The organism is Variovorax sp. PvP013 (genome assembly GCF_050435945.1).
Classification (GTDB): domain Bacteria; phylum Pseudomonadota; class Gammaproteobacteria; order Burkholderiales; family Burkholderiaceae_C; genus Variovorax.
On record NZ_JBNDLF010000003.1, the window covers coordinates 271,152 to 297,162 of the forward strand.

The 26,011-nt window shown below is 70.9% G+C and carries 24 protein-coding genes; 10 read left to right on the forward strand and 14 right to left on the reverse strand.

Features of this window, described 5'->3' with window-relative positions:
- Positions 1 to 18: 18 nt before the first annotated feature.
- Genes ABID77_RS11635 through ABID77_RS11665 form a run of 7 tightly spaced genes read right to left on the reverse strand, consistent with a single transcriptional unit; the run spans position 19 to position 6,154 of the window.
- Positions 19 to 1,365 carry a four-carbon acid sugar kinase family protein gene (locus ABID77_RS11635; protein WP_429595472.1) on the reverse strand — a complete coding sequence of 449 codons (1,347 nt, stop codon included), beginning with the start codon at positions 1,363 to 1,365 and terminating at the stop codon, positions 19 to 21.
- Positions 1,362 to 2,663 (reverse strand): ribulose-bisphosphate carboxylase large subunit family protein, encoded by a 1,302-nt coding sequence (locus ABID77_RS11640; protein ID WP_429595475.1) that lies wholly within the window; start codon positions 2,661 to 2,663, stop codon positions 1,362 to 1,364. Before ABID77_RS11640 ends, ABID77_RS11635 begins: the two co-directional genes overlap by 4 nt.
- On the reverse strand, positions 2,660 to 3,202 hold the full coding sequence (locus ABID77_RS11645) for a VOC family protein (protein ID WP_429595477.1): 543 nt from the start codon (positions 3,200 to 3,202) through the stop codon (positions 2,660 to 2,662). Before ABID77_RS11645 ends, ABID77_RS11640 begins: the two co-directional genes overlap by 4 nt.
- Positions 3,203 to 3,204: 2 nt before the next feature.
- Positions 3,205 to 4,002 (reverse strand): transporter substrate-binding domain-containing protein, encoded by a 798-nt coding sequence (locus ABID77_RS11650; protein ID WP_429595480.1) that lies wholly within the window; start codon positions 4,000 to 4,002, stop codon positions 3,205 to 3,207.
- A gap of 51 nt (positions 4,003 to 4,053) precedes the next feature.
- The gene (locus tag ABID77_RS11655; protein ID WP_429595483.1) at positions 4,054 to 4,782 is read right to left on the reverse strand and encodes an amino acid ABC transporter ATP-binding protein; all 729 of its coding nucleotides are present in this window, start codon (positions 4,780 to 4,782) and stop codon (positions 4,054 to 4,056) included.
- Between the two features lie 11 nt (positions 4,783 to 4,793).
- The gene (locus ABID77_RS11660; protein ID WP_429595486.1) at positions 4,794 to 5,465 is read right to left on the reverse strand and encodes an amino acid ABC transporter permease; all 672 of its coding nucleotides are present in this window, start codon (positions 5,463 to 5,465) and stop codon (positions 4,794 to 4,796) included.
- Positions 5,462 to 6,154, reverse strand: coding sequence for an amino acid ABC transporter permease (locus ABID77_RS11665; protein ID WP_429595489.1), 693 nt, complete (start codon positions 6,152 to 6,154; stop codon positions 5,462 to 5,464). The genes ABID77_RS11660 and ABID77_RS11665 overlap by 4 nt, the downstream gene beginning before the upstream one ends.
- A gap of 190 nt (positions 6,155 to 6,344) precedes the next feature.
- On the opposite strand from ABID77_RS11665, the gene ABID77_RS11670 reads away from it, so the two are divergent.
- Positions 6,345 to 7,385, forward strand: coding sequence for a LacI family DNA-binding transcriptional regulator (locus tag ABID77_RS11670; RefSeq protein WP_429595492.1), 1,041 nt, complete (start codon positions 6,345 to 6,347; stop codon positions 7,383 to 7,385).
- A gap of 6 nt (positions 7,386 to 7,391) precedes the next feature.
- Here the strand turns inward: ABID77_RS11670 and ABID77_RS11675 are convergent, their stop codons facing one another.
- Entirely contained in the window at positions 7,392 to 8,750 is a 1,359-nt protein-coding gene (locus ABID77_RS11675; RefSeq protein ID WP_429595495.1) for a glycerate kinase type-2 family protein, read from the reverse strand.
- 34 nt (positions 8,751 to 8,784) lie between these two features.
- On the opposite strand from ABID77_RS11675, the gene ABID77_RS11680 reads away from it, so the two are divergent.
- Positions 8,785 to 10,182, forward strand: coding sequence for an 8-oxoguanine deaminase (locus ABID77_RS11680; protein ID WP_429595498.1), 1,398 nt, complete (start codon positions 8,785 to 8,787; stop codon positions 10,180 to 10,182).
- 226 nt (positions 10,183 to 10,408) lie between these two features.
- On the opposite strand, the gene ABID77_RS11685 is transcribed toward ABID77_RS11680, so the two are convergent.
- Positions 10,409 to 11,614, reverse strand: a complete 1,206-nt coding sequence (locus ABID77_RS11685; protein ID WP_429595501.1) for a urate hydroxylase PuuD — start codon at positions 11,612 to 11,614, stop codon at positions 10,409 to 10,411.
- Between the two features lie 194 nt (positions 11,615 to 11,808).
- Positions 11,809 to 12,627 (reverse strand): xanthine dehydrogenase accessory protein XdhC, encoded by an 819-nt coding sequence (gene xdhC, locus ABID77_RS11690; protein ID WP_429595504.1) that lies wholly within the window; start codon positions 12,625 to 12,627, stop codon positions 11,809 to 11,811.
- Between the two features lie 101 nt (positions 12,628 to 12,728).
- On the opposite strand from xdhC, the gene ABID77_RS11695 reads away from it, so the two are divergent.
- A complete protein-coding gene (locus ABID77_RS11695; RefSeq protein ID WP_429595507.1) occupies positions 12,729 to 13,244 on the forward strand; it encodes a hypothetical protein in 516 nt (171 codons plus the stop codon).
- 34 nt (positions 13,245 to 13,278) lie between these two features.
- On the opposite strand, the gene uraH is transcribed toward ABID77_RS11695, so the two are convergent.
- Complete coding sequence (gene uraH / locus ABID77_RS11700) at positions 13,279 to 13,629, reverse strand: hydroxyisourate hydrolase (protein ID WP_429595509.1); 351 nt, start codon at positions 13,627 to 13,629, stop codon at positions 13,279 to 13,281.
- Between the two features lie 61 nt (positions 13,630 to 13,690).
- On the opposite strand from uraH, the gene ABID77_RS11705 reads away from it, so the two are divergent.
- The 6 genes from ABID77_RS11705 to ABID77_RS11730 all read left to right on the forward strand — a co-directional run bounded on the left by ABID77_RS11705 (position 13,691) and on the right by ABID77_RS11730 (position 21,730).
- Positions 13,691 to 14,365, forward strand: a complete 675-nt coding sequence (locus ABID77_RS11705; RefSeq protein ID WP_429595512.1) for a GntR family transcriptional regulator — start codon at positions 13,691 to 13,693, stop codon at positions 14,363 to 14,365.
- Positions 14,366 to 14,397: 32 nt separating this feature from the next.
- Positions 14,398 to 15,363: an allantoinase PuuE gene (gene puuE, locus ABID77_RS11710; protein ID WP_429595515.1), complete on the forward strand. Its 966-nt coding sequence runs from the start codon at positions 14,398 to 14,400 to the stop codon at positions 15,361 to 15,363.
- Between the two features lie 4 nt (positions 15,364 to 15,367).
- The gene (gene uraD, locus ABID77_RS11715; RefSeq protein WP_429595518.1) at positions 15,368 to 17,209 is read left to right on the forward strand and encodes a 2-oxo-4-hydroxy-4-carboxy-5-ureidoimidazoline decarboxylase; all 1,842 of its coding nucleotides are present in this window, start codon (positions 15,368 to 15,370) and stop codon (positions 17,207 to 17,209) included.
- Between the two features lie 63 nt (positions 17,210 to 17,272).
- Positions 17,273 to 18,499: a M20 family metallopeptidase gene (locus ABID77_RS11720; protein ID WP_429595521.1), complete on the forward strand. Its 1,227-nt coding sequence runs from the start codon at positions 17,273 to 17,275 to the stop codon at positions 18,497 to 18,499.
- Between the two features lie 221 nt (positions 18,500 to 18,720).
- Positions 18,721 to 20,238: a nucleobase:cation symporter-2 family protein gene (locus tag ABID77_RS11725; RefSeq protein ID WP_429595524.1), complete on the forward strand. Its 1,518-nt coding sequence runs from the start codon at positions 18,721 to 18,723 to the stop codon at positions 20,236 to 20,238.
- Positions 20,239 to 20,284: 46 nt separating this feature from the next.
- The gene (locus tag ABID77_RS11730) at positions 20,285 to 21,730 is read left to right on the forward strand and encodes an NCS1 family nucleobase:cation symporter-1 (RefSeq protein ID WP_429595527.1); all 1,446 of its coding nucleotides are present in this window, start codon (positions 20,285 to 20,287) and stop codon (positions 21,728 to 21,730) included.
- Between the two features lie 34 nt (positions 21,731 to 21,764).
- Here ABID77_RS11730 and ABID77_RS11735 read toward each other — a convergent pair whose 3' ends face one another.
- The 3 genes from ABID77_RS11735 to ABID77_RS11745 are packed head-to-tail and all read right to left on the reverse strand — an operon-like array spanning position 21,765 to position 24,967.
- Positions 21,765 to 22,847: an AI-2E family transporter gene (locus ABID77_RS11735; protein WP_429595530.1), complete on the reverse strand. Its 1,083-nt coding sequence runs from the start codon at positions 22,845 to 22,847 to the stop codon at positions 21,765 to 21,767.
- 43 nt (positions 22,848 to 22,890) lie between these two features.
- On the reverse strand, positions 22,891 to 23,622 hold the full coding sequence (locus ABID77_RS11740) for a GntR family transcriptional regulator (RefSeq protein ID WP_429596138.1): 732 nt from the start codon (positions 23,620 to 23,622) through the stop codon (positions 22,891 to 22,893).
- 13 nt (positions 23,623 to 23,635) lie between these two features.
- Entirely contained in the window at positions 23,636 to 24,967 is a 1,332-nt protein-coding gene (locus ABID77_RS11745) for a C4-dicarboxylate transporter DctA (protein WP_429595533.1), read from the reverse strand.
- A 150-nt stretch (positions 24,968 to 25,117) separates the two neighbouring features.
- Between ABID77_RS11745 and ABID77_RS11750 the strand changes: the two genes are divergently transcribed.
- A complete protein-coding gene (locus ABID77_RS11750; protein ID WP_429595535.1) occupies positions 25,118 to 25,993 on the forward strand; it encodes an aldo/keto reductase in 876 nt (291 codons plus the stop codon).
- The last annotated feature ends 18 nt before the right edge of the window (positions 25,994 to 26,011 follow it).

Below are 26,011 nucleotides of genomic sequence, written 5' to 3' on the forward strand. Positions count from 1 at the left end.
GGCACCGCCTTCCGGGACTCAGCCGGTGCCGTGGACCAGGCGTTCGAAGACGTCCACCGGACCCATCTGACCGCCCTTGAGCATGATCTCGACGCCATCGAGCGCGGCCCGGTCGCTGTGCAGCCGGCACAGCGACACGCCCGGCGCCAGCGCGGCCCGGTAGGACAGGCCCCAGGCGTCGAGGGCCTGCACCGCGAGGCTGGACGTGTCCCCGCCGGCGACGCCGACGCGGCGCACCGGCGTGTCCGCGAGCACCTGCGCCAGCACCTCGCCGCCGGCGCGCGCGAGTTCGCGGGCGGGCACGCCGACGTCCATCGCCGGCACCGCTCCCGCGCCGGAGCGCACGGTGCAGCCCAGCACGTGCCGGCCTGCGGCGATCCCGGCGGACAGTTCGCGCGCGGCCGCCGCACGGTAGGCCGCGTCCGTCGCCAGCCGTCGAGGGTCGAGTCCGACGATGTGGAACGACCGGGCCGCCGCCACCTGGGCGGCGGTGACCGGCGACAGGCTGCCGGCGAGCGCGAGGACCGGGCCGTCGGCCGGCATCACGCCCGGGGTCGCCGACACCGTCGGCGCCGCATCGGCTCCGGCCGCGCACGACGCGGCCAGCGCCTGCACCACGCTGCTCGGTCCCACCGCCAGCAGCGTGTCCCGGCGCGCGCGCGCGTGCAGCGCACGGCCGATGGCCGCGAGCTGCGTGTTGTCGGCGACGTCGAACAGCACGGCGTCGGGCCGGCCGGCGAGCCGCGCGTCGAGCGCCGCCTCCAGCGCGTCGCCGCCCTGCGCGTGGACCGTCCACGGCAGCGAGCGGACGTCCGCCAGCCCTTGCGCCGCCAGATGGCGCCGCAGGTCGGCCTCGCCCATCGGCGTGACCGGATGCCGGCTCATCGTCGGATGCCGGTCGATGCGGTGCACCTCGCCGCCGCTGCCGGCGGCGGCGAACAGGTGGCCGAACAGGCAGTAGCGTTCCAGGTCGGGCTGGCCGCCGACGATGGCCGCCCAGGACTGGGCGACGGCGCCGCGCAGGGCCGCGACGGCCACGCCGATGCTGCCGACCCGCGGCGCGCTGTCAAAGGTCGAGCAGGTCTTGTAGTGCAGCACGCGCGCGCCGACGCGTGCGAACAGCGCGGCCACGGGGGCGAGTTCGTCGCGCATCTCGGCCGGCGTCATGGCGCGCGCCGCGCCCGCGATGCCCAGGCAGTCGAGCGCGCCGGCGGCGGCGAGCCGGGCATCGTCGGGCGGGCGCAGGAAGAGCAGCGTGCGCAGGCCGGCGCGGGCGGCGGTGCCGAGCGTGTCGGTGGCGCCCGTGAAGTCGTCGGCGTAGTACAGGATCGCGGGCGCCGCGCGGGGCGGCCGTTCCGGGCTCACGGCTCGCCGAAGAAGGCCAGCGCCGCGGCGAGTTCGGGCGCCTGGCGCGCCGCCTCCGCCAGCGGGACGTCCGCGCGCGCCGCCGCCCAGGCCTGGCGGATGCTCGCCACGCCGGCGGCCGGGCCCTGGGGATGCGCGAGGATGCCGCCACCCGACATGAAGAGCAGGTCGTCGCCGCCGATCGCCTTCCACGTCGCGGGCACGGTCCCGGCCCACTGGCCGGAGGAGAAAGCGGGCATCACGCGGTCGTCGACGTCGTGCGGCGCGTCGGCGGCGAGCGGCGTGAAGCAGTCGCGCGCCGATTCGACGACCTCCGCGTCGGATTGCGAGAACTTGCCCTGCAGGCCGTGGACGTGCATGTGGTCGACGCCGGCCAGGCGCCACAGCGTCTGGTAGGCCTGGAAGGAGATGCCCAGCAGGGGATGGCGCGACAGCGCGCCGAAGCCGTTGCGGTGGCCGTGCAGCGCGAGCGGCGTGTGGCGGCGCAGCGTCTGGATGGCCGCGTGGCCGCACCAGTTGAGGCTGGCCATCACGCAGGAGCCGCCCTCGCGCTCGACGAGGTCGGCATGGCGGCGCATGGCGTCGGTCTCGTCGGTGACGTTGAAGGCCACCATGACGTGCCTGCCGGTGCGTTCCCGGTGGGCACGCACGACGGCCATGACGGCCGGCACGCGCTCGGCGAGCGGCGCGTGGTCGGGATCGGCGCAGACCTCGTCGTCCTTGATGAAGTCGACGCCGGCCGCGCACAGGCGCGCCACCAGCTCGGCCGTCTCGGCCGCCGAGAAGCCGACGTTGGGCTTGATGATGGTGCCCACCAGCGCGCCGGTGGCGACGCCGGTCAGGCGCCGCGTGCCGGCGATCCCCACGCGCGGGCGCTCGAAGCGCGCGCGGTAGGCCGCCGGCATCCGCAGCGTCTCCAGCCGCAGGCCGGTCACTTCGCCCAGGTCGTAGAGGTTGCCCGCGACGGTGGCGGCCAGCGTCGGCAGGTTGGCGCCGATGTTGGCGACCGGGAACGAGAGTTCCACCCGCGCGCGCCGCCACGGCCCGGTCGCGCCGCGGCGCTCCAGCAGGGCGTTGGGCAGGCTCGGCGCGCCGGCCGGCTCGAGCTCGACGACCGATTCGACCGTGGCGCGCGCCCGCCCGCGCAGCGCGTCGGTCTCGCCCTCGACGCGCGCGAAGGTGCCGCAGGACTGCTCGCCGGCCATCACCTCGGCGACCCCCGCCGGTTCGACCGGGGTCTCGATCAGGTAGGTGGCCCGGATGCGTTCGGGATGCGCGGTGGACAGGCCGGGCGTCATAGCGTGGCCAGGTCGGGAAACGGCCGGACCGGGTCGGTCGCGCCGTCCCAGGTCTTGGAGGTCTCGCGGATGAGATCGAACATCCGGCCCTTGGGGCCGGCGACCTCCGACAGCTCGATGACGGTGCCCGGGTGGTACTCGGTGTCGAAGTAGACGAAGCGTCCGCGCGCGCCGACCTCACCGCTCATCTTCGGCCGGAAGCCCTGCGCGAGCAGCCGCTCGACGTCGGCGTCGTACGACTCGGTCCAGTAGGCGACGTGCTGCAGGCCGGTGCGCCCGGCGCGCAGGAAGTCCCGGTACATCGAGGGCACGTCGTTGCGCGTCTGGATCAGCTCAACCTGCACGAAGCCCGAGTTGGCGAGCGCGACCGAGTTGTGCGGCTCGTACGGCCGGCCGTCGTACTCGTAGTTAACGATCGGCACCTTCGGGTTGTAGTACCAGGGGCCCACGCCCAGCGTCCGGCTCCAGTAGTCCATGGCGGCCTCGATGTCGTGGACGACGTAGCCGAGCTGGCGAATCTCTCCGAAATGGCGGCTCATGCTCAGTTAGCTCCGTCGACGATTTCCTTGGGGATCGGCACGCCCGCATGCTTCACGTGGATGTCGTTGAGCTTGCCGTTGGCCAGGTTGGTCCTGATCCAGCCGTTCACCCAGCCCATCAATTCCGGCTGGCCCTTGCGCATCGCCATGCCGAGCTGGTAGGACTGCAGGATGAACTTCACTTCGTACTCGCGCGACGGATTGCGCTTGGCGATGGCCGCGATGATCGGCGGCGTGATCGCCACGATGTCGGCCTGCCCGGTGGCGCCCGCGGTGATGGAGGCGGCCTCGTCGTCGAAGCGCACCACCTTGGCCTGCGGCGCGCGCTCGGTCACGAGCTTGTCCTGCGGGCCGCCGCGTGTGACCGCGACCGTCTTGCCGGCCAGGTCCTCGATGCCGGCGATCTTCAGGCTCCGGGGCGCGCCGACGGCGGCCTGGATGGCGCCGTAGGGGATCGAGAAGTCGACGGCCTTCTGGCGCTCGGGCGTGATCGACAGCGACGAGATGATCAGGTCGGCCTTGTTCGACAGCAGGTTGGGGATGCGCGCCGAGTTGGTGGTGCTCACGATCTCCAGCTCCACGCCCAGATCCTTGGCGAGCAGGCGGGCCGCGTCCACGTCGGAGCCGACCGGCACCATCTTGTCGTCGACATAGCCGTAGAACGGCGCGCCGAGGTCGATGCCGACGCGGATCTTCCGGGCGGCCTTGATGTCCGACAGCGAATCGGCGGCGGCCGTGGCGCACAGCGCGCCCAGGCCGGCGGCCAGCAGCGTGCGGCGGAGGATGCGGGAAAGGGTCATGGTCTTCGTCTCCTGGAATGTCTGGAAGTCGTCGGTGGAAAGGCGTCGCGCTCAGAGCCCGTGCGCGAGGAACTCGCGCAGCTCGGCGGTCTGCGGGTCGCGCAGCATGGAACCGGGGCCGGTCTCCCAGACCTTGCCCTGGTGCATGAAGACGATGTCGTCGGCCACGCGCGCGGCGAACTCCATCTCGTGGGTGACCAGCACCATCGTCATGCCGTCGGCGGCGAGCGCCTCGATCACGCGCAGCACCTCGCCGGTGAGCTGCGGGTCGAGCGCCGAGGTGACCTCGTCGAACAGCATCACCTGGGGCTCCATGGCCAGCGAACGCGCGATGGCCACGCGCTGCTGCTGGCCGCCGGAGAGCTGTTCCGGATAGGCGCGCGCCTTGTCGGCCAGGCCGACCTGGCGCAGCGTGCGCTCGGCGATCTCGCGCGCCTGGGCGGCGGACTTCTTCTTCACGGCCACCGGCGCCAGCGTCACGTTCTCCTCCACCGTCAGGTGCGGGAACAGGTTGTAGCTCTGGAACACGATGCCCACGTCCATGCGCAGACGGCGCAGGTCGATGTCGGGCGAATGGATCGCATGGCCGCACACGTCGATGGTGCCGCTGTCGATGATCTCCAGCCGGTTCATGCAGCGCAGCGCCGTGCTCTTGCCCGAGCCGCTGCGGCCGATGATGGCCGTGACGCGGCCCCTGGCGATGGAGAAGGACACGCCCCGGAGCACGGCATTGCTGCCGAAGCGCTTGTGGACGTCCTTGAGTTCGACGACGGTGGTCATGGAGGTTTCCTTCACGCCGGGCCGACGGGGCGCGCCGCGAACTGCATGCGGCGCTCGAGCTTGCGGCTCCAGGCCGACAGCGGATAGCACATGGCGAAGTAGAGGATGGCGATCAGCACGTAGACCATGAAGGGCTGGAAGATCGAGTTGTTGATGAGCTGGCCGGCGCGCACCAGCTCGACGAAGCCGACGATCGACGCCAGCGAGGTGTTCTTGACGATCTGCACCATGAAGCCGACCGTCGGCGGCGTGGCGATGCGCACCGCCTGCGGCAGGATGACCAGGCGCATGCGCTGCGCGCGCGACAGCGCCAGGCATTCGGCCGCCTCCCATTGCGTCCTGGCGACCGATTCGATGCAGCCGCGCCAGATCTCGCCCATGTAGGCACTGACGTAGACCACCATCGCGAGGCCCGCGGCCACGATGCCCGGCAGCGAGAAGCCCAGGATGCTCAGGCCGAAATAGCACACGAAGAGCACCACCAGCAGCGGCGTGCCCTGGATCAGCTGGATGTAGCCGATCGCCAGCCAGCGCACCGGCCGCAGCGGGCTGATGCGGCACAGGGCGATGACGCCGCCGCCGATGCCGCCGCCCACGAAGGCGATGAGCGAGAGGCAGATCGTCCAGGCCGCGCCGATCAGCAGGAAGTACAGATGGTGGATGTTCAGGCCGCCCGAGATCATCGCCCGGCTCCCTGCGCGCCCAGCCGGCGGCGGCGCGTGAAGATCATCTGACCGCAGGCCCAGAGCCCAGCGCGCATGAGCAGCGACACCATCAGATAGGCCACCGCCACCAGGATGTAGGCCTCGAAGGGACGGAAGGTCTCGGATTGCACGCGCGCCGCGATGGCGGTGAGTTCCTCGACCGAGATCTGCGAGGTGATCGACGAGGCCAGCATCAGCAGCACGAACTGGCTGGTCAGCGCGGGATACACCTTCTCCATGGCCGGACGCAGGATCACGTGCCAGTAGACCTGCCGCCGGCTCAGTCCCAGGCACTCGGCGGCCTCGAGCTGGCCCTTGTGGATCGAGTCCATGCCCGCGCGCATGATCTCGCAGGAATAGGCCGCCACGTTGATCACCAGCGACAGCAGCGCGGCCGCGAAGGCCGAGACCTGCCAGCCCAGGCTGGAGAGGCCGAAGAACACCAGGAACACCTGCACCAGCAGCGGCGTGTTGCGGATCACCTCGACGTAGATGCCGCAGGCGCGCACCAGCCACGCCACCGAACTGCGGCGGCCGACGGCCAGCAGCGTGCCGGCGACGAAGCCGATCACGGTGGCCGGAAACGAGAGCCGGACCGTCATCCAGGCGCCCTCGACGAACTGCGGCCAGCGCTCCAGCACGCTGGCGAAGTCGAACTCGTAGTTCATGGGTGCGACATGCGCGCGGGCAGGGCTGGGTGCATGGGACTGTCTCCGTGAGGCCGATCCGGATCGGCTCGACCTGGGGATTTCACTGATTCGATTTGATGCTTCATGCCATCGAACTCCGAGTGATAGTATCCCCGCCACATCAGATGTGCCAGCGAACGGACTGATGCTTTTTGATGTGATTCGAACCATGACAACCAAGGCCGCCCGCATCCCCGACATCGCCCGCGCCGCCGGCGTCTCGACCGCCACGGTGGACCGGGTGCTCAACCGGCGCCCCGGCGTGCGCACCGCGACCCTGCAGCGCGTGCTGCGCGCCGCGGTCGAGCTCGACTACGTGCCGGCGCAGGCCGACGCGCACGGCTCCGCCGCCACCCTGGCCGGATCGATGCGGCTGAGCTTCCTGCTGCCGGCCGGCCACAACCGGTTCATCCGCATGCTCGGCGACATGGTGGGCTACGCGCAGGAGCACTGGGCGCCGTTCAACGTGCGTTGCCGCACCGAGTTCATCGCCAGCTTCGATCCGCTCGCGCTCGCGGCCGCGCTGCGCCGCCATGGCAAGCGCAGCGACGGCGTCGTGGTGATGGCGCTCGAACATCCGGCGGTGCGCGAGGCCGTGGCCGAGCTGGTCGAACGGGGCGTGCCGGTGATCACGCTGATCTCCGACCTTTCCAACTCGCCGCGCGTGGCCTACGTCGGGCTGGACAACCGCGCTGCGGGGCGCACGGCCGGCTACCTCATCGGCCGCTTCATCGGCGCGCGCCCGGCCAAGGTGGCGCTCATCGCCGGCAGCCTCAGCTATCGCGCGCACGAGGAACGCGAGGCCGGCTTCCTGCACGTGATCGACGAGATGTTCAAGCCGCTGCAGGTGGTGGGCCTGCGCGAGGGCCACGACGACGCCGAACAGAACTACCGCCAGACCCGCGCGCTGATCGACCAGCACCCGGACCTGGCGGGCATCTACAACATCGGCGGCGCCTCCGACGGCGTGGCGCGCGCCCTCAGGGGGGCCGGGCGCGACCAGAAGGTCGTCTTCATCGGCCACGGTCTCACGCCCGACACGCGCGCCCTGCTGATCGACGGCAGCATGGACGCCGTCATCACCCAGAGTCCGCACACCACGCTGATGAACTGCGTGCGCATCTTCGCCAACCTGCGCGATGGCCGGGAAGCGCTCGTCGGCGTGGAGAACACCCGCAGTCAGGTGATCTTCCGCGAGAACCTGCCCTGAGCGCGGCTACAGGATCAGCAGCGCCCGGAAGTCGTTGACGTTGGTGTGCGTCGGCCCGGTCACCAGCAGGTCGCCGAGCGCCTCGAACCAGCCGTAGGCGTCGTTGCGGTCGAGGTGGTCGGCGAGCTTGCGGCCGGCGGCCTCGGCGCGCGCGAGCGTGTCGGGCGCGACGAAGGCGCCGGCGTTGTCCTCGATGCCGTCGATGCCGTCGGTGTCGGCCGCCAGCGCCCACACCCCCGGCTGGCCCGCCAGCGCGCCGGCCAGGCCGAGGCAGAACTCGCCCGCCCGTCCGCCCCGCCCCTTGGCCTGGACGGGCTGGCGCGGCCGGATCGTGACCGTCGTCTCCCCGCCCGAGAGGATCACGCAGGGCCGCTCGAACGGCGCGCCGCGCCGGGCCACCGACCGCGCCAGCGCGCCCAGCACCTTGCCGACCTCGCGCGACTCGCCCTCGATCTCGTCGCTGAGCACGTGCGCGGCGATGCCGGCGGCGCGCGCGGCGGCGGCGGCGGCGTCGAGCGACTGCTGCGGCGCGGCGATGACGTGCGTTTCGTGGCTGGCGAACACGGCGTCGCCGGGCTCGGGCGTCTCCAGCGAGCCGTCCTCCAGTCGCGCGCGGATGGCATCCGGCACCTCGATGCGGTAGCGATCCAGGATCGCCAGCGCGTCGGCGCAGGTGGTGGCGTCGGGCACGGTCGGGCCGCTGGCGATGACGGCCGGGTCGTCGCCCGGCACGTCGCTGATGGTCAGCGTGACGACGCGCGCCGGCGCGCAGGCCGCCGCGAGCCGGCCGCCCTTGATGCGCGAGAGGTGCTTGCGCACGCAGTTCATCTCGCCGATGTGGGCGCCGCTGGCCAGCAGTTCCTTGTTGATGCGCTGCTTGTCGGCCAGGGTCAGGCCCTCGGCCGGCAGCGTGAGCAGCGAGGAGCCGCCGCCGGAAATCAGGCACAGCACCAGGTCGTCGGCGGTCAGGCCCTCGGTCAGGGCCAGGATGCGCTCGGCCGCCGCCATGCCGGCCGCGTCCGGCACCGGGTGGGCGGCCTCGACGAGCTCGATGCGTTCGGGCAGGCCCTCGGGGCGCGGCGGGATGTGGTCGTAGCGCGTGACCACCAGCCCGGACAGCGGCGCGTCGGCCGGCCAGAGCGCTTCGAGCGCCTGCGCCATCGAGCCGCCGGCCTTGCCCGCGCCGAGCACCAGCGTGCGCCCCCTGGGCGGCGGCGGCAGGTGCGCGCCCAGGCTCGCCAGCGGCAGCGCGCGCTCGACGGCGACGCGGTAGAGGTGCTCGAGGAATTCGCGCGGCGCGGCGTGCGCGTCGGGGGCCGTGGCGGCCGGGGAAGACGAAGGATTCGGATGATGCGGCGAGGTCATTGGTTTCGTGTCTCCTGTGGCCTATTCTCGCGTCATGCCCACGCTTTTGATCCGCAACGCCCGTCGCGTCGCGACCTTCGACGACGCCCGCACCGAGCTGTCCGACGCCTCGATCCTGGTGCGCGACCGCCGCATCGAGGCCATCGGCCCCGCCGCCGACCTGCCGCAGACCGCCGACGAGGTGATCGACGCCCGCCATCACCTGGTGGTGCCGGGCCTGGTCAACACGCACCACCACATGTACCAGTCGCTCACGCGGGCGATTCCCGCCGTGCAGGACGCGGAACTCTTCTCCTGGCTGCGCGGCCTCTATCCGATCTGGGCCGGGCTGACGCCGGAGATGGTGCGGGTGTCGACGCAGGTGGCGATGGCCGAGCTGCTGCTGTCGGGCTGCACCACCAGCAGCGACCACCTCTACCTCTATCCCAACGGCGTGCGCCTGGACGACAGCATCGAGGCGGCGCACGAGATCGGCATGCGCTTCGTCGCCACGCGCGGCAGCATGAGCGTCGGGCAGTCCCAGGGCGGCCTGCCGCCGGACGCCGTGGTCGAGCGCGAGGACGTCATCCTGCGCGACACGCGCCGCCTGATCGAGACCTGGCACGACGCATCGCCCGGCGCCATGACGCAGGTGGCGGTGGCGCCCTGCTCGCCCTTCAGCGTCAGCCGCGACCTGATGCGCGAATCGGCCGCGCTGGCGCGCTCCTTCACGGGCCGGGGCGTGCGGCTGCACACGCACCTGGCGGAGAACGACCACGACGTCGCCTACAGCCGCGAGAAGTTCAACCGCACGCCGGCCGAGTACGCGCAGGACCTCGGCTGGGTCGGCCCCGACGTCTGGCACGCGCACTGCGTGAAGCTCGACGCCGACGCCATCGCGCTGTTCGCGCGCACCCGCACCGGCGTCGCGCACTGCCCGTGCAGCAACATGCGGCTGGCCTCGGGCATCGCGCCGATCCGCCGCATGCTCGACGCCGGCGTGCCGGTCGGCCTGGGCGTGGACGGCAGCGCCAGCAACGACGGCGCGCAGATGGTGGGCGAGGCCCGGCAGGCGCTGCTGCTGGCGCGCGTCGGGCGTTCGCTGGAACCCGACGGCTGCGACCACGGTCCGGCCGAGATGACCGCGCGCGACGCGCTGGCGCTGGCCACGCGCGGCGGCGCCGAGGTGCTCGGCCGCGCCGACATCGGCCGGCTCGCGCCCGGCCTGTGCGCCGACCTGGCGCTGTTCGACCTCGACGGCCTCGGCTTCGCCGGCGGCGCCGTGCACGACCCCGTCGCCGCCCTGCTGCTGTGCGCCAGCCCGCAGGCGGCGTTCACCGTGGTCGACGGGCGCGTGGTGGTGCGCGAGGGCCGGCTCGCGACGCTCGACCTCGGCCCGCTGGTGGAGCGCCACAACCGCCTGGCGGTGACGCTGGCGCGCAACGGCGCCTAGGCCGCCGCGATCCGGCTTTGCCCGTGGGGGTCAGCCCAGGATGCGCAGCAGCTGCAGCAGGTTGTTGATGAAGTCGAGGAGGACCTGCATGGCTGTGATGGATCGCCTGGCTTGACTGGCACCGTGCCTCAGCCCAGGACACCGCGGAACCGGCTCCGCCGGGCCGCCGGTGTCCCCCCCTGGAAGGGGGTTGGCGAAGCGACACGCAGTGCGCGAAGACTGGGGGTCATTGCGTTTTTCCGCCGGCCAGGAACCACTTGCCGATCAGCGCCCGCTCCGCGTCCGTGATGCCGGTGGCGTTGTTCATCGGCATGATCTTCGTCACCACCGACTGCTGGTAGACGGCCTGGGCGTGCAGGGCGACCTGGTCGGGCGTGTCCAGGCGCACGTTCTTCATCTGCACGGCCGCGCCGTGGCACATGTAGCAGCGCTGCTCCAGCACCTTCTGCACCTCGCCGAAGGACACCTGCTGCACCGCCGCGCCCGGCGCCGGGGCGGCCACCGGCTCGGGCCGCATCCAGACGATGGTCAGGCCCAGCACCGCGACGCCGACCATCGCGTAGGGCAGCGGGTTGCCCGCGTTGCCCAGCTTGAAGCGATGGCGCACGACGAAGAACTGCCGGATGGCCGCGCCGCCGAGCATGATCAGCAGCAGCACCACCCAGTTGTACTTGTGGGTGTAGGTGAAGCTGTAGTGGTTGCTCAGCATGGCGAAGAGCACCGGCAGCGTGAAGTAGGTGTTGTGCACGCTGCGCTGCTTGCCGCGCTGGCCGTGGATCGGGTTGACCGGCTTGCCCTCGCGCAGCAGGGCCACGTTCTCGCGCTGGCCGGGGATGATCCAGAAGAACACGTTGGCGCTCATGGTCGTGGCCATCATCGCGCCCACCAGCAGGAAGGCGGCGCGGCCGGCGAACCACTGGCAGGCCAGCCAGGTCGCGAAGGCGATGAAGATCGCGATCAGCACGCCGACGATGGTGTCGCCGTTCTTGCGCCGGCCGAAGACCTGGCAGATGCCGTCGTAGACGATCCAGAAGACGACGAAGAAGGCCAGCGCCACCGAGATGGCCGCGCCGGGCTGCCAGTCCATCTTCGACTTGTCGATGAGGTAGGTGCTCGCGTTCCACAGGTAGGACATGGTGAACAGCGAGAAGCCGGTGATCCACGTCGAGTAGCTCTCCCAGTACGACCAGTGCAGGTGGTCGGGCAGCTTCTTGGGCGCCAGGGCGTACTTCTGCATGTTGTAGAAGCCGCCGCCGTGCACGGCCCACTGCTCGCCGCCCACGCCCTTGTCGAGCGACTCGGGGTCCTGCGGCTTCTCCAGGCTGTTGTCCAGCATCACGAAGTAGAACGAGGCGCCGATCCAGGCGATGGCGGTGATGACGTGGACCCAGCGCAGCAGCAGGTTGGCCCAGTCGAGGTAATAGCTTTCCATGGCTTTCTTCTTTCTCTCTCAGCCGTGCCGGCGCGTGGCTGCGCCGGACGGTCGGTGCCTGCTCACCACTGCGGGCGCTGTAAGCAGAAAGAATGCCGCGAACGCAGGCTCTGGGGGCCTCGCTCCGCTGCGGCGTGGGGTCGGGAGTGTAAACACGGGTGTCGGTGGGTGGGTGCGGGTCTCCGGGAAACTCCTCAGCCGCGCGGGCCGAGCGACTGCAACAACTGTGCCGCCACGCCCACCGCGATCACCTCGGGCTCCTTGCCGGCGATGCCGGGCAGGCCGATGGGGCAGGTGACGCGGTCCATCTCGGCCTCGGTGAAGCCGCGCGCGGCCAGGCGGTGGCGGAAGGTGGCCCATTTCGTCCGGCTGCCGATCAGGCCGACGTAGGGCAGGTCGTCGCGCGCGCGCAGGCGCTTCAGGCAGGCGATCACGATGTCGAGGTCCTCGGCGTGGCTGAAGCTCATGACCAGCACGCGCGAGCCCGGCGCCAGACCGGCGACGGCGTCCTGCACGGGCTCGGAATGCTCGGTGGCGATCTGCGCCGGGAGCGCGGGCGCGAAGACGCCCTCGCGGCTGTCGATCCAGCGCACCGCGAACGGCAGCGTGGCCAGCAGCCGGGCCAATGCCGCGCCGACGTGGCCGCCGCCGAACAGCGCCACCGGGCTCAGGCGCTCGACGAACGCGTCGCGCAGCGCCGGCGCGTCGGCCACGCCGACCCGCCGGTAGGACAGCACCACGACGCCGCCGCAGCACTGGCCCAGGGCCGGGCCGAGCGCGTGGCGTTGCGGCCCTTCGATGGCCGGCCCGCCGCCGAGCCAGTCGCGCGCGGCGCGCGCGGCCTGGAATTCGAGGTGGCCGCCGCCGATGGTGCCGGTCAGCGTGCCGTCGGCCCAGACCGCCATCCAGGTGCCGGTCTCGCGCGGCACCGAGCCCTGGGTGGCGTCGATGCGCACCAGCACACCGTCCTCGACGCGCAGGCGCTGCAGCAGCAGGTCGAGCATCGACGTCATGCGGCGCTCCGGCCGGGGCGTCGCGCGCCCGCCGGGATGGCGCGGGCGCACCGAAACCTCCGGTTGCGCCCACCGTCGACCCGCACGGTATAACCGCGCCGATGACCCACCTCCCGCTCGCGCCGCGCCGCCTCGCCCTGGCCGGCGCCCTCCTCGCCACACTGTGGCTCGCCGGCTGCGCCGGCAGCCCGACGGCCCCGATCACGCGGCCCGTGCCCGGCCAGCTCACCGACGCCACGCCCGAGCCGACGCCCGGCCGCTCGCCGATGCCGCGTGCCTCCGACGCCGCCAATGCGCGCGACTACCGCCGCGACGCCGCCCGCCACGTCTACGACGGCAACCGCGAACGCATCTACGGCGGCAAGCTGCCCGCGCTGCTCTACGCGATCGGCACGCTGCAGGTGAATCTCGACGCCAACGGCAAGGTGCTCTCGATGCACTGGATGCGGGCACCGAAGCACGCGCCGGAGGTCATCGCCGAGATCGAGCGCACCGTGCTGGAGGCCTCGCCCTTCCCGGCGGCGGCCCGCCTGGGCCGGGTCACGTGGACGGACACCTGGCTGTGGGACAAGGGAGGTCATTTCCAGCTCGACACGTTGACCGAGGGGCAGCTGTAGCACGGGCGGCGGGCGCGAAGCTTGCAAGGCGCGCTCAGGAACCGCGGTAGGTCGAGTAGCTCCACGGGCTCACCAGCAGCGGCACGTGGTAGTGCTCGTCGGTGCGCGCGACGCCGAAGTCGAGCGACACGCGGTCGAGGAAGTTGGGCTCGGGCAGCGCGACGTTGCGCGACCTGAAGTACGCGGCGACGTCGAACACCAGCCGGTAGGTGCCGACCTGGAGCGTCTGGTTGTCGTAGAGCGGGCCGTCGCTGCGGCCGTCTGCGTTGAGGACGAAGCGCCGGACGAGCGTCGCCTCGTCGCCCCGCGTGGTGAAGAGCGCGACCGACATGCCGGCGGCGGGCGCGCCGTGCATCGTGTCGAGGACGTGGGTGCTGAGGCCCATGGAAAGCTCCTGGTAATTCCGGTGGACAAAAGTGTATACACATTCCTCGTTGCCGCCTATCATGGATGTCATGGAGTCCTCCACCACCGCCGCCATCGTCGACGCCCTGACCCGGGCCATCGTCGAGCACCGGCTGCATCCGGGCAGCAAGCTCGCCGAGCAGAAGCTGGCCGACCACTTCGGCGTCTCCCGCACGCTGGTGCGGCAGGCCCTGTTCCAGCTGTCGCAGAACCGGCTGATCCGGCTCGAACCCGCGCGCGGCGCCTTCGTCGCCTCGCCCTCGGTGGACGAGGCGCGCGAGGTGTTCGCGGTGCGCCGGATGCTGGAGGTCGAGATGACGCGCAGCTTCGTGCGCGGCGTGACCCCGGCGCGCCTGAAGGCCCTGCGCGAGCACGTCGCCGCCGAGAAGGCGGCCGTCGCCGCCGGCGACGCCACCGGCCGCACCGAGCTGCTGGGCGACTTCCACGTGCGCATGGCCGAGCTGATCGGCAACCGCGTGCTGGCGCAGATGCTCGGCGAGCTGATCTCGCGCTGCGCCCTCATCACGCTCATGTACCAGAGCCCGAGCGCCGCCGCGCATTCCAACGACGAACACGCCGACATCGTGCGCGCCCTCGCCGCCCGGGACGAGGACCTGGCCGTGCGCCTGATGAGCGAGCACCTCGACCACGTCGAGGCCAGCCTGACCTTCGACCGCAAGGTGCCCACGCACGACGTGGCACTGGCGCTCGCCTGATCCATCCCTCCTGTCCTGCGTTTTTCACCGCCATGCCCGTCTACGACTCGACGCTCCCCTACCCCCGCGACCTGGTCGGCTACGGCCGCAATCCGCCGCACGCGCGCTGGCCCGGCGGCGCGCGCATCGCGGTGCAGTTCGTCCTGAACTACGAGGAAGGCGGCGAGAACAGCGTGCTGCACGGCGACGCCGGCTCGGAGCAGTTCCTCTCGGAGATGTTCAATCCGGCGAGCTATCCCGAGCGCCACATCAGCATGGAAGGCATCTACGAGTACGGCTCGCGCGCCGGCGTGTGGCGCCTGCTGCGCGAGTTCGAGAAGCGCGGCCTGCCGCTGACGGTGTTCGGCGTCGGCATGGCGCTGGAGCGCCATCCCGAGCTCACCGCCGCCTTCGTCGAGCTCGGCCACGAGATCGCCTGCCACGGCTGGCGCTGGATCCACTACCAGGCCATCGACGAGGCGACCGAGCGCGCGCACATGGCGCTGGGCATGGCCGCCATCGAGAAGCTCACCGGCCGGCGCGCCCTCGGCTGGTACACCGGCCGCGACAGCCCGCGCACGCGCCGCCTGGTGGCCGACTGGGGCGGCTTCGAATACGACAGCGACTACTACGGCGACGACCTGCCCTTCTGGATGCGCGTCGCCAAGAGCGACGGCGAGGTGGTGCCGCAGCTGATCGTGCCCTACACGCTCGACTGCAACGACATGCGCTTCGCGCTGCCCCAGGGCTACTCGCACGCCGACCCGTTCTTCCAGTACCTGAAGGACACCTTCGACGCCCTCTACGCCGAAGGCGACCCCGCGGGCGACGACCGGCCCAAGATGATGAGCGTGGGCATGCACTGCCGCCTGCTCGGCCGGCCCGGCCGCATCACGGCGCTGCAGCGCTTCCTCGACCACATCGCCGCCCATCCGGACGTGTGGGTGTGCCGGCGCGTGGACATCGCGCGGCACTGGCGGGCGACGCATCCCTTTCGTGCCGACGACACAGGAGCCTGAGACCATGACCACCGCACCGACCTCGACGTCGGCCGCTTCCCGCGCGCCGCTGACCCTCGACGCCCTCAACGCCGCCACGCCCGAGGCGGCCGTCGCGCTGCTCGACGGCACCTACGAGCATTCGCCCTGGGTGGCGGAGGCGGCCCTGGCCGAGCGGCCGTTCCGCTCGCTGCAGCACCTCAAGCACGCGCTGGCGCGGGCGGTCGACGCGGCGCCGGCCGAGCGCCAGCTGTTCCTCATCCGCGCCCACCCGGAACTCGCCGGCAAGGCGATGGAGCGCGGCGCGCTCACCGCCGAATCGACGAACGAGCAGGGCAAGGCCGGCCTCACCCAATGCACGCCGGAAGAACTGGCGCACATCCGCGAACTCAACGCCGCCTACGGCGAGAAGTTCGGCTTCCCCTTCATCCTCGCCGTGCGCGGGCCGCGCGGCACCGGCCTCGCCAAGCAGGAGATCGTCCAGACCTTCGAGCGCCGGCTGCACCACCACCCGTCCTTCGAGCGCGGCGAGGCCCTGCGCAACATCCACCGCATCGCCGAGATCCGCCTGCACGACAAGTTCGGCGCCCGGACCACGCTCGGCGACGAGGTCTGGGACTGGCAGGAGCAACTGGCCGCGCACACCGACCCGGGCTACGCCGAACTCGGCCAGCTCACCGTCACCTACCTCACCGACGCGCACCGCGCCTGCGCCGCGCAGATCGCCCGGGGCATGCGCGACTGCGGCTTCGATTCGGTCGGCATCGACGCCGTGGGCAACGTGGTCGGCCGCTACGAGGCCGCCACGCCGGGCGCCAGGGCGCTCCTGACCGGCTCCCACTACGACACCGTGCGCAACGGCGGCAAGTACGACGGCCGGCTGGGCATCTTCGTGCCCATGGTCTGCGTGCGCGAACTGCACCGCCAGGGCCGGCGCCTGCCCTTCGCCATCGAGGTGGTCGGCTTCGCGGAAGAGGAAGGACAGCGCTACAAGGCGACCTTCCTGGGATCGGGCGCGCTGATCGGGCATTTCGACCCGGCCTGGCTCGACCAGAAGGACGCCGACGGCGTGACCATGCGCGAGGCGATGCGCCACGCCGGGCTGGACGAGGCCGACATCCCCGCCATCCGGCGCGACCCGGCGCGCTACCTCGGCTTCGTCGAGGTGCACATCGAGCAGGGCCCGGTGCTGACCGAGCTCGACCTGCCCCTGGGCGTGGTGTCGTCGATCAACGGCAGCGTGCGCTACGTCGGCGAGGTCCACGGCATGGCCAGCCACGCCGGTACCACGCCGATGGACCGGCGCCGCGATGCCGCCGCCGCGGTGGCCGAACTCATCCTGTTCGCCGAGCAGCGCGCCGCGCGCGACGGCGACTCGGTCGCCACCGTGGGCATGCTGGAGGTGCCCAACGGCTCGATCAACGTCGTGCCCGGCCTGTGCCGCTTCAGCCTGGACATCCGCGCGCCCAACGACGCGCAGCGCGACGCCGTCGCCGCCGACGTGCTGGCCGCGCTGGCCGCCATCTGCGAGCGCCGCTTCGTGCGCCACACGCTGGAGGAGACCATGCGCGCTTCCGCCGCGCCGAGCGCGCCCGAATGGCAGCGGCGCTGGGAGCGGGCGGTCGAATCGCTCGGCCTGCCGGTGCACCGCATGCCCAGCGGCGCCGGCCACGACGCCATGAAGCTGCACGAGGTGATGCCGCAGGCGATGCTGTTCGTGCGCGGCATCAACTCGGGCATCAGCCACAACCCGCTCGAATCGAGCACGGCGGCCGACATCGACCTCTCGGTGCGCGCCTTCCAGCACCTGCTGGAAGGCCTGGCGCAGGACGTGGCCGTGGCCACCGCCCCCTCGCCGTCGGCCTGACCCCGCCCTTCCCCTTCCTCCCTTCCTTCTCCGATCCCTTCCGATCTCTCCGGACCGCTGCCCATGACCGACCACGACCGCCTCGACGCCTGGATCGACGCCCATTTCGACGAGGAGGTGCGCTTCCTGCAGGAGCTGGTGCGCGTGCCGACCGACACGCCGCCGGGCAACAACGCGCCGCACGCCGAGCGCACCGCCGAACTGCTCGCCGGCTTCGGCCTCGACGCCGAGCGCCACGCCGTGCCCGAGCAGGCCGTGCGCGACTACGGCCTCGAATCGATCACCAACCTGATCGTGCGCCGCCGCTACGGCGACGGCGGTCGGACGGTGGCGCTCAACGCCCACGGCGACGTGGTGCCGCCCGGCGAGGGCTGGACCCACGACCCCTATGGCGGCGAGATCGAGGACGGCCGGCTCTACGCCCGCGCCGCCGCCGTCAGCAAGAGCGACTTCGCCAGCTTCACCTTCGCCCTGCGCGCGCTGGAGGCGGTGGCGAAGCCGTCGAAGGGCGCCGTCGAACTGCACTTCACCTACGACGAGGAGTTCGGCGGCCTGCTCGGTCCGGGCTGGCTGCTGGCCCAGGGCCTGACGAAGCCCGACCTGATGATCGCCGCCGGCTTCAGCTACGAGGTGGTGACGGCGCACAACGGCTGCCTGCAGATGGAGGTGACGGTGCACGGAAAGATGGCCCACGCCGCCATCCCCGACACCGGCGTCGACGCGCTGCAGGGCGCCGTCGGGATCCTGAACGCGCTCTACGCGCAGAACACGCGCTACAAGCAGGTCCGCTCGGCCGTCGCCGGCATCACGCACCCCTACCTCAACGTCGGGCGCATCGAGGGCGGCACCAACACCAACGTCGTGCCCGGCAAGGTGGTGTTCAAGCTCGACCGGCGCATGATCCCGGAGGAGAACCCGGTCGAGGTCGAGGCCGCCATCCGCCAGGTCATCGCCGACGCCGCCGCGCCGCTCGCGGGCATCACGGTCGAGATCAAGCGCCTGTTGCTGGCCAATTCGATGAAGCCCCTGGCCGGCAACCAGCCATTGGTCGACGCCATCCAAAAGCACGGCGAGGCGATCTTCGGCGAGCCGATTCCCGCCATGGGCACTCCGCTCTACACCGACGTGCGGCTCTACGGCGAGGCCGGCATCCCCGGCGTGATCTACGGCGCCGGCCCGCGCACCGTGCTGGAGTCGCACGCCAAGCGCGCCGACGAGCGCCTGGTGCTGGAGGACCTGCGCCGGGCGACGAAGGTCGTCGCTCGCACGCTGGCGGACCTGCTCCGATAGTCACGTCCGGATCGGCACCCTGACAAACGGCGCTTCGGCGCCGTTTCCATTTGGCGCGCAACTTGCAACGCGGCTTCCGTCCCACCGAAGCGATCGCCGACTAAGCGTTTTCCTCGATGCGTGCGGGCGCATGTTTTGTATACAGTTTCGCGTACAAAGCGGGTGTCGCACGCCATGGCCCGCCGCGATCGCCACCGTCGTCCTTCCTCAGGAGCCACGTGATGTCCTCTCTTCCCGCCGCCGCCTCGTCCGCCGCGGCCGCTTCCTCCTCCTCCGTCCATCCCGTGGACCAGCGCCTGCCCATGGGGCGGCTCACCGCCCTGGGCCTGCAGCACGTGCTGGTGATGTACGCCGGCGCGGTGGCGGTGCCGCTGATCGTCGGGCGCGCGCTGCGCCTGAGTCCGGACGAGGTGGCGCTGCTGATCTCGGCCGACCTGTTCTGCTGCGGCATCGCCACGCTGATCCAGTCGCTCGGCGCGACGCAGTGGTTCGGCATCAAGCTGCCGGTGATGATGGGCGTGACCTTCGCCTCGGTGGCGCCGATGGTGGCGATCGCCAACGCCAACCCCGGCGTCGCCGGGGCGCAACTGCTCTTCGGATCGATCATCGGCGCGGGGGTGATCTCGATCGCGATCGCGCCGCTGGTGAGCAAGATGCTGCGCTTCTTCCCGCCGGTGGTGACCGGCACGATCATCGCGGTCATCGGCATCAGCCTGATGCGCGTGGGCATCAACTGGATCTTCGGCAACCCCTTCGGCCCGACCGCGCCGGCCATCGTCGACCCGGTCTACGCCAAGTGGCTGGCCGACGTGACCTCCCCGGGCAGCGCGCTGCCGCCGGTGCCCAAGGGCTTCGCCATCCTGCCGACGGTGCCCAACCCGCGCTACGCCGACCTCACGGGCTTCGGCGTGGCGGCCGTCGTGCTGGTGTCGATCCTGCTGATCGTGAAGTACGCCAAGGGCTTCGTGGCCAACATCTCGGTGCTGCTGGGCATCGCCATCGGCGCGGTGGTGGCCTCGGCGATGGGCATCATGACCTACGAGAAGGTCGGCCGCGCGCCGTGGTTCGACGTCGTGCTGCCCTTCCACTTCGGCATGCCGCAATTCGACGCGGTGCTCATCCTGACGATGACGTTGATCATGATCGTGGTGATGATCGAGTCGACCGGCATGTTCCTGGCGCTGGGCGAGATGACCGAGCGGAAGATCGACCAGAAGGACCTCGCCAAGGGCCTGCGCACCGACGGCCTGGGCACGCTGATCGGCGGCATCTTCAACACCTTCCCCTACACCAGCTTCTCGCAGAACGTCGGCCTGGTGGCCGTCACCGGCGTCAAGAGCCGCTACGTCTGCGTGGCCGGCGGCGTGATCCTGATCGTGCTGGGCCTGCTGCCGAAGATGGCGGCGCTGATCGAGTCGCTGCCCACCGTGGTGCTCGGCGGCGCGGGCCTGGTGATGTTCGGCATGGTGGCGGCCACGGGCATCCGCATCCTCTCGGGCGTGGACTTCAAGGGCAACCGCCACAACCCGATGATCGTCGCGGTGTCGATCGGCATCGGCATGATTCCGCTGATCGCGCCCAACTTCAAGCAGTGGATGCCGCACGCGCTGCACTCGCTGATCGAGTCGGGCATCCTGCTCGCCTCCATCACGGCGGTGCTGCTCAACCTGTTCCTCAACGGCGCGAAGCACGACGAGGCCGCCGTCATCGCCGCGGCCAAGCAGGCCGAGGCGCACTGAGCGCCGTCTCCCCGAGATCCACGACAACAGACAGGAGACACCGCCCATGCAATCCACCGGCCTCCACGGCGTTCCCGGCTCGGACGAGCGCCTCATCAACCACGACCTCGCGCCCGTCACGGGCGAGCGCAAGAACTGGTCGAGCTACAGCATCTTCGCGATGTGGATGTCCGACATCCACAGCGTGGGCGGCTACACCTTCGCGGCCAGCCTGTTCCTGCTGGGCCTGAGCGGCTGGCAGGTGCTCGCCGCGCTGGTGGTGGGCATCGCCATCGTCAACGTGCTGATGAACTGGATCGGCAAGCCCAGCCAGCGGCACGGCATCCCCTACCCCGTGATGGCGCGCGTGAGCATGGGCGTGATGGGCGCGAACTTCGCCGCGCTCATCCGCGGCATCGTCGGCGTGGTCTGGTACGGCGTGCAGACCTACTTCGCCTCCAAGGCCGTGGCCACGCTGGTGCTGGTGTTCTTCCCGGCCGCCGCGGCGCTGCAGTCGACCAGCTTCCTGCGGCTGGACCTGCTGGGCTGGGCGAGCTTCATGTTCATGTGGATCTTCCAGCTGCTGATCTTCCAGCGCGGCATGGACTCGATCCGCAAGTTCATCGACTTCTGCGGTCCGGCGGTCTACGTGGTGATGTTCCTGCTGGCCGGCTGGATCGTCTGGAAGGCGGGCTGGGACTCGCTGGACCTGTCGCTGAGCGACAAGGTGCTCACCGGCGGCGAGTCCTTCGTCGCCATGGGCAGCGCCATCTTGCTGGTGGTGAGCTACTTCGCCGCGCTACTGCTGAATTTCGGCGACTTCTCGCGCTACGCCCGCACCGAGCGCGACATGAAGGTCGGCAACTTCCTGGGCCTGCCGGTCAACTTCATCCTGTTCGCGATCATCGTGGTGATCGTCACCGCCGGCAGCGCCAAGGTGTTCGGCCACATGATCATGGACCCGATCGAGATCGTCTCGAAGATCGACAACAAGTGGGCCGTGGTGCTGGGCAGCGTGACCTTCATCGTCGCCACGATGGGCATCAACATCGTCGCCAACTTCGTCTCGCCGGCCTACGACTTCGCCAACCTGTTCCCGAAGCACGTCGACTTCAAGCGCGGCGGCCTCATCACCTCGGTGCTGGCGGTGGCGGTGTGCCCGTGGATCTTCGTCGACAGCCCGAAGGCGATCACGGTCTTCGTGAGCGTGTTCGGCGCCGTGCTGGCGCCGCTCTTCGGCGTCATGGTGGCGGACTTCTACCTGCTCAAGAAGCAGGTCCTGAAGGTCGAGGACCTCTACACCATGGCCCCGGGCGGGCGCTACCACTACGACGGCGGCTGGAACAGGGTGGGCGTGACGGCCCTCGTCCTCGCCAGCGCGATCTCGATCGGCTGGGAGCTGTGCACCCAGCTGCTCAAGGTGCTGCCGGAGAACAACTTCGGCTGGGTCATCGGCGCGGTCGCCGGCGCCCTGATCTACGTCGCGATGATGCGCGGCGCCAGGCGCACCTGAGGCGCCCGCGCGGCGCGGGCGGGGCCGGCCGATCTCAGATCGGCGTGCCCTTCTCGTCGTGCCGGTCGCCGATGTCGCCGGAATTGGCGAACAGGCTCCAGGCCGCCATGAACAGCGCGGCGATGACCGGGCCGATCACGAAGCCGTTGATGCCGAACAGCGCCATGCCGCCGATGGTCGACATCAGCACGATGTAGTCGGGCATCTGCGTGTCCTTGCCCACCAGGATCGGGCGCAGGATGTTGTCGACCAGGCCGATGACGAAGACGCCCACGAAGATCAGCACCAGGCCCTGCCAGATGCGTCCCGTGGCCAGGAAGTAGACCGCCACCGGACCCCAGATGAGCGCCGCGCCCACCGCCGGCAGCAGCGACAGGAAGGCCATCAGCACCGCCCACAGCAGCGCGCCCTGCACGCCCAGGAACCAGAACGCCAGCCCGCCGAGCGTGCCCTGCGCGATCGCCACGGCCACGTTGCCCTTGATGGTGGCGCGGATCACGGTGGTGAACTTGTTGAGCAGGTAGTGCGTGTGCGGCTTGGCCAGCGGCAGCGCGTCGCGCACGGTCTTCGACAGCACCGGGCCGTCGCGCAGCAGGAAGTACAGCAGGTACAGCATCACGAAGAAGCTGACGAAGAAGTCGAAGGTGTTCTGCCCGATGGTCAACGCCTGGCCGGCGACGATCTGGCTGCCCTGTGCGGCGCCGGCGGTGATGCGCGATTCCAGCGAGGCCATGTTGGTCAGGTCGAAGCGCTCCAGGATGTTCATGACCCAGCGCGGCAACGCGCCCAGGATCTGCTGGAAGTAGGCGGCGAAGTTGATCTGCCCCGTGCGGATGTCCTGCGCCACCACGAGCACCTGCTGCACCAGCGACACGCCGATCATGGCCAGCGGCAGGATCACGATCACCAAGCAGATCGCCAGCGTCGAGAGCGCGGCGGTGTTCTTGCGGCGCGGGAACTTGCGCAGCAACCAGCGGTACAGCGGCGTGAACAGGATCGCCAGCGCCACCCCCCACAGCACGGCACCGAAGAAGGGCATCAGGATCCAGATGAAGGCGACCGTGACGATGGCGAGCAGGGCGAAGAAGACGCCGCGCTGGAGTTGGGGGGAATTCATAGGTGTCGCAATGTAGTCCAGCCCCGGGGCGCGTCCGTGTACGTCAGGGGCCGGACTTGGCGCCATCCGGCATCGGCCGTGGTGGCCGCGCAACGCCCAGCGGCGCCAGCGTCGCGCGCAGGCGGGCCGGCGCATCGGGCTCGGGCGCCATCGGCTCGACCTCCAGCGCCTGCTCGACGTTGCCGATGTGCGCCAGCATCAGCGCGCGAGCGCGCGCCGTGTCGCCCGCCTCCAACGCGTCGACGATGGCGCCGTGCTCGGCGCACGACTGCCCGGCGTCGTGGCGCGACTGGTAGAGCGTGGCCGCCAGCGTGGTGCGCGCGGTCAGGTCGCGCAGCACGTCGACCAGCAGGCGGTGGCCCATCTGCTCGGCCAGGCAGACGTGGAAGTCGGCCAGCAGGAAGGCGCGCGTGGCGGCGTCGGCGTCGTCGATGGCGCGCTGCTCGTCGGCGATGTGCCGGCGCAGGCGGCGCGTGACGGCCTGCAGCGGCCGCCCGGCCTCGGCCAGGATGCCGGCCTCGACGATGCGCCGCGCCGCGAAGGCGTCGCGCGCCTCCTCGGCCGAGGGCTGCACCACGTACCAGCCGCGCTTGCTCTGGACCTCGACGAAGCCGCGCGCCTGCAGCTTCATCAGCGCCTCGCGCACCATGGTGCGGCTGACGCCGAAGTTGCCGGCCAGCGCCTGCTCGCCCAGGCGCTCGCCCGGCGCGAGCTTCTGCGCCAGGATCGCCTCGACCACGCGCTCGGCGATGACGGTGGGCGAGACCTCGTCCATGGCGGCGCCCGCCTCAGGCATGGCGCGCGGTGGCGGGGGTCGTCGCGTCGACGGGCGCGTCGGCCAGCGGCGCGTCGTCGGGCGTCCAGGTGCCGTCGAGCACGGCATGGGCGCGCTCGCGGTCGATGTCGCCCTCCCAGGCGGCGACGGCCACCGTGGCGACGCAGTTGCCGATCAGGTTGCCCAGGGCGCGGGCGATGCCCATGAACCAGTCCACCGACAGCACCAGCACCAGCCCGATCGCGGGGATGGCCGGAATCGCCTGCAGCGTCGCGGCCAGCACCACGATGGCCGAGCCCGGCACGCCGTGCGCGCCCTTGGAGGTGACCAGCGCGATCGCCAGGATCGCCAGCAGGTCCGACATCGAGATCGGCGTGTTGGTGGCCTGCGCGATGAACACCGCCGCCAGCGTGATGTAGATGGAGAAGGCGTCGAGGTTGAACGAGTAGCCCGTCGGGATCACCAGGCCGACGGTCGAGTCGCGGATGCCCATGCGGCGCAGCTTGGCCATGATCTGCGGCAGCACGCTGTCCGACGAGGTGGTGGCGAAGACGATGGTGAGCTCCTCGCGCAGGTAGCGCAGCAGCTTGACCAGGCTGAAGCCCGACATCCGCATCACCAGGCCCAGCACGCCGAAGACGAAGATCAGCACCGCGCCGTAGAACAGCGCCACCAGCATGCCCAGCTGCTTGAGCGAACCGATGCCGTAGCGGCCCACCGTGAAGGCGATGGCGCCCAGCACGCCCAGCGGGGCGAGCTTGATGATGATGCCCATGATCTTGAACAGCACCAGCGAGAGCGAGTCCACCACCTGCGCCACCGGCTTGCCGTGCTCGCCCAGCAGCGCCAGCGCGCAGCCGAACAGCACCGCGAACAGCAGCACCTGCAGCACGTCCCCGGTGGCGAAGGCGTTGACCACCGTCGTGGGGATGAGCTTCATCAGGAAGTCGACCGTGCCGCCGCTGGTGAGCTTCTCGGCGTTGGAGGCGTAGGCGCTCATGGCGCTCGCGTCCAGCATGCGCGGGTCGACGTTCATGCCCACGCCCGGCTTGAAGACGAAGGCCAGCACCAGGCCCAGCACCAGCGCGAGGGTGGTGAGCACCTCGAAGTAGATCAGCGCCTTGACGCCGACCCGGCCCACGCGCTTGAGGTCGCCCGCGCCGGCGATGCCGTGCACCACGACGCAGAACACCAGCACCGGGATGATCATCTTGATCAGCTTGATGAAGCCGTCGCCCAGCGGCTTGAGCTTGACGGCGAGGTCGGGCACGAGCAGGCCGGCCAGCACGCCGAGCACCAGCGCGATGACGACCTGACCGAAGAGGGACTTGGCGAAGCGGGGCATGGGAAGCTCCTGGGGTTGCAAGGTTGCATGCAACATCGCTCAAACTTGCATGCAAGTAATGTAGGCAAGACGGTCGCGACGGACGCAGAGGGTATTCCCGGGGCGTCGGCCGACTCGAGCAAGTACCGTGCGCGGCGCATCATCCGACGCATGACAAGCGATGCGAACACCCCGAGGACCCTCGACCTGCCGGCGGGACCGGCGATGCCCGTGCTCGGCCTGGGCACCTGGCGGCTGGGCGAGGACCCGGCCCGCCGCGCCGCCGAGGTGGCCGCCGTGCGCGCTGCCCTGCGCATGGGCTACCGGCTGATCGACACGGCCGAGATGTACGGCGACGGCGGCGCCGAGGAGGTCGTCGGCCGGGCCATCGCCGAGGCGATCGACGCCGGCGAGGTGCGGCGCGACTCGCTCTACGTGGTGAGCAAGGTGCTGCCCCACAACGCCAGCCGGCGGGGCACGGCGCAGGCCTGCGCCCGGAGCCTGGCGCGCCTGGGGCTGGCGCGCGTCGACCTCTACCTGCTGCACTGGCGCGGGCCGCACCGGCTGGCCGACACCGTGGCCGCCCTGGAGTCGCTGGTGGCCGACGGCCTCACGGGCGCCTGGGGCGTGAGCAACTTCGACACCGACGACATGGCCGAACTCGCCGAGGTGCCCGGCGGCGACCGCTGCGCGACCGACCAGGTCTACTACTCGATCGCCGAGCGCGGGCCGGAATTCAGCCTCGCGCCGTGGCTGCGCGCGCGCGGCCAGGCCCTGATGGCCTACAGCCCGATCGACCAGGGCGCGCTGGCGTCGGACCGCGCCCTGGCCGCCTTGGCCGAGGCGCGCGGCGCGACGGCGGCGCAGCTGGCGCTGGCCCGGCTGCTGGCCGAGCCCGGGGTGGTCGCGATCCCGAAGGCCGTGCGGGAAGCGCACCTGCGCGAGAACCTGGCGGCGGCGTCGATCGCGCTGTCGGCCGAGGACATCGCCGCGATCGACCGGCTGCACCCGCGGCCGCAGCGCAAGACGCCGCTGGCGATGATCTGAGGCGGCCGGCGCGCGGCC

Coding starts and splice junctions, on each gene's coding strand:
- ABID77_RS11640 (WP_429595475.1), bottom strand. CDS start 2,663: ATGACGCCCGGCCTGTCCACCGCGCATCCCGAACGCATCCGGGCCACC.
- ABID77_RS11645 (WP_429595477.1), bottom strand. CDS start 3,202: ATGAGCCGCCATTTCGGAGAGATTCGCCAGCTCGGCTACGTCGTCCAC.
- ABID77_RS11650 (WP_429595480.1), bottom strand. CDS start 4,002: ATGACCCTTTCCCGCATCCTCCGCCGCACGCTGCTGGCCGCCGGCCTG.
- ABID77_RS11655 (WP_429595483.1), bottom strand. CDS start 4,782: ATGACCACCGTCGTCGAACTCAAGGACGTCCACAAGCGCTTCGGCAGC.
- ABID77_RS11660 (WP_429595486.1), bottom strand. CDS start 5,465: ATGATCTCGGGCGGCCTGAACATCCACCATCTGTACTTCCTGCTGATC.
- ABID77_RS11665 (WP_429595489.1), bottom strand. CDS start 6,154: ATGAACTACGAGTTCGACTTCGCCAGCGTGCTGGAGCGCTGGCCGCAG.
- ABID77_RS11670 (WP_429595492.1), top strand. CDS start 6,345: ATGACAACCAAGGCCGCCCGCATCCCCGACATCGCCCGCGCCGCCGGC.
- ABID77_RS11675 (WP_429595495.1), bottom strand. CDS start 8,750: ATGACCTCGCCGCATCATCCGAATCCTTCGTCTTCCCCGGCCGCCACG.
- ABID77_RS11680 (WP_429595498.1), top strand. CDS start 8,785: ATGCCCACGCTTTTGATCCGCAACGCCCGTCGCGTCGCGACCTTCGAC.
- ABID77_RS11685 (WP_429595501.1), bottom strand. CDS start 11,614: ATGGAAAGCTATTACCTCGACTGGGCCAACCTGCTGCTGCGCTGGGTC.
- xdhC (WP_429595504.1), bottom strand. CDS start 12,627: ATGACGTCGATGCTCGACCTGCTGCTGCAGCGCCTGCGCGTCGAGGAC.
- ABID77_RS11695 (WP_429595507.1), top strand. CDS start 12,729: ATGACCCACCTCCCGCTCGCGCCGCGCCGCCTCGCCCTGGCCGGCGCC.
- uraH (WP_429595509.1), bottom strand. CDS start 13,629: ATGGGCCTCAGCACCCACGTCCTCGACACGATGCACGGCGCGCCCGCC.
- ABID77_RS11705 (WP_429595512.1), top strand. CDS start 13,691: ATGGATGTCATGGAGTCCTCCACCACCGCCGCCATCGTCGACGCCCTG.
- puuE (WP_429595515.1), top strand. CDS start 14,398: ATGCCCGTCTACGACTCGACGCTCCCCTACCCCCGCGACCTGGTCGGC.
- uraD (WP_429595518.1), top strand. CDS start 15,368: ATGACCACCGCACCGACCTCGACGTCGGCCGCTTCCCGCGCGCCGCTG.
- ABID77_RS11720 (WP_429595521.1), top strand. CDS start 17,273: ATGACCGACCACGACCGCCTCGACGCCTGGATCGACGCCCATTTCGAC.
- ABID77_RS11725 (WP_429595524.1), top strand. CDS start 18,721: ATGTCCTCTCTTCCCGCCGCCGCCTCGTCCGCCGCGGCCGCTTCCTCC.
- ABID77_RS11730 (WP_429595527.1), top strand. CDS start 20,285: ATGCAATCCACCGGCCTCCACGGCGTTCCCGGCTCGGACGAGCGCCTC.
- ABID77_RS11735 (WP_429595530.1), bottom strand. CDS start 22,847: ATGAATTCCCCCCAACTCCAGCGCGGCGTCTTCTTCGCCCTGCTCGCC.
- ABID77_RS11740 (WP_429596138.1), bottom strand. CDS start 23,622: ATGGACGAGGTCTCGCCCACCGTCATCGCCGAGCGCGTGGTCGAGGCG.
- ABID77_RS11745 (WP_429595533.1), bottom strand. CDS start 24,967: ATGCCCCGCTTCGCCAAGTCCCTCTTCGGTCAGGTCGTCATCGCGCTG.
- ABID77_RS11750 (WP_429595535.1), top strand. CDS start 25,118: ATGACAAGCGATGCGAACACCCCGAGGACCCTCGACCTGCCGGCGGGA.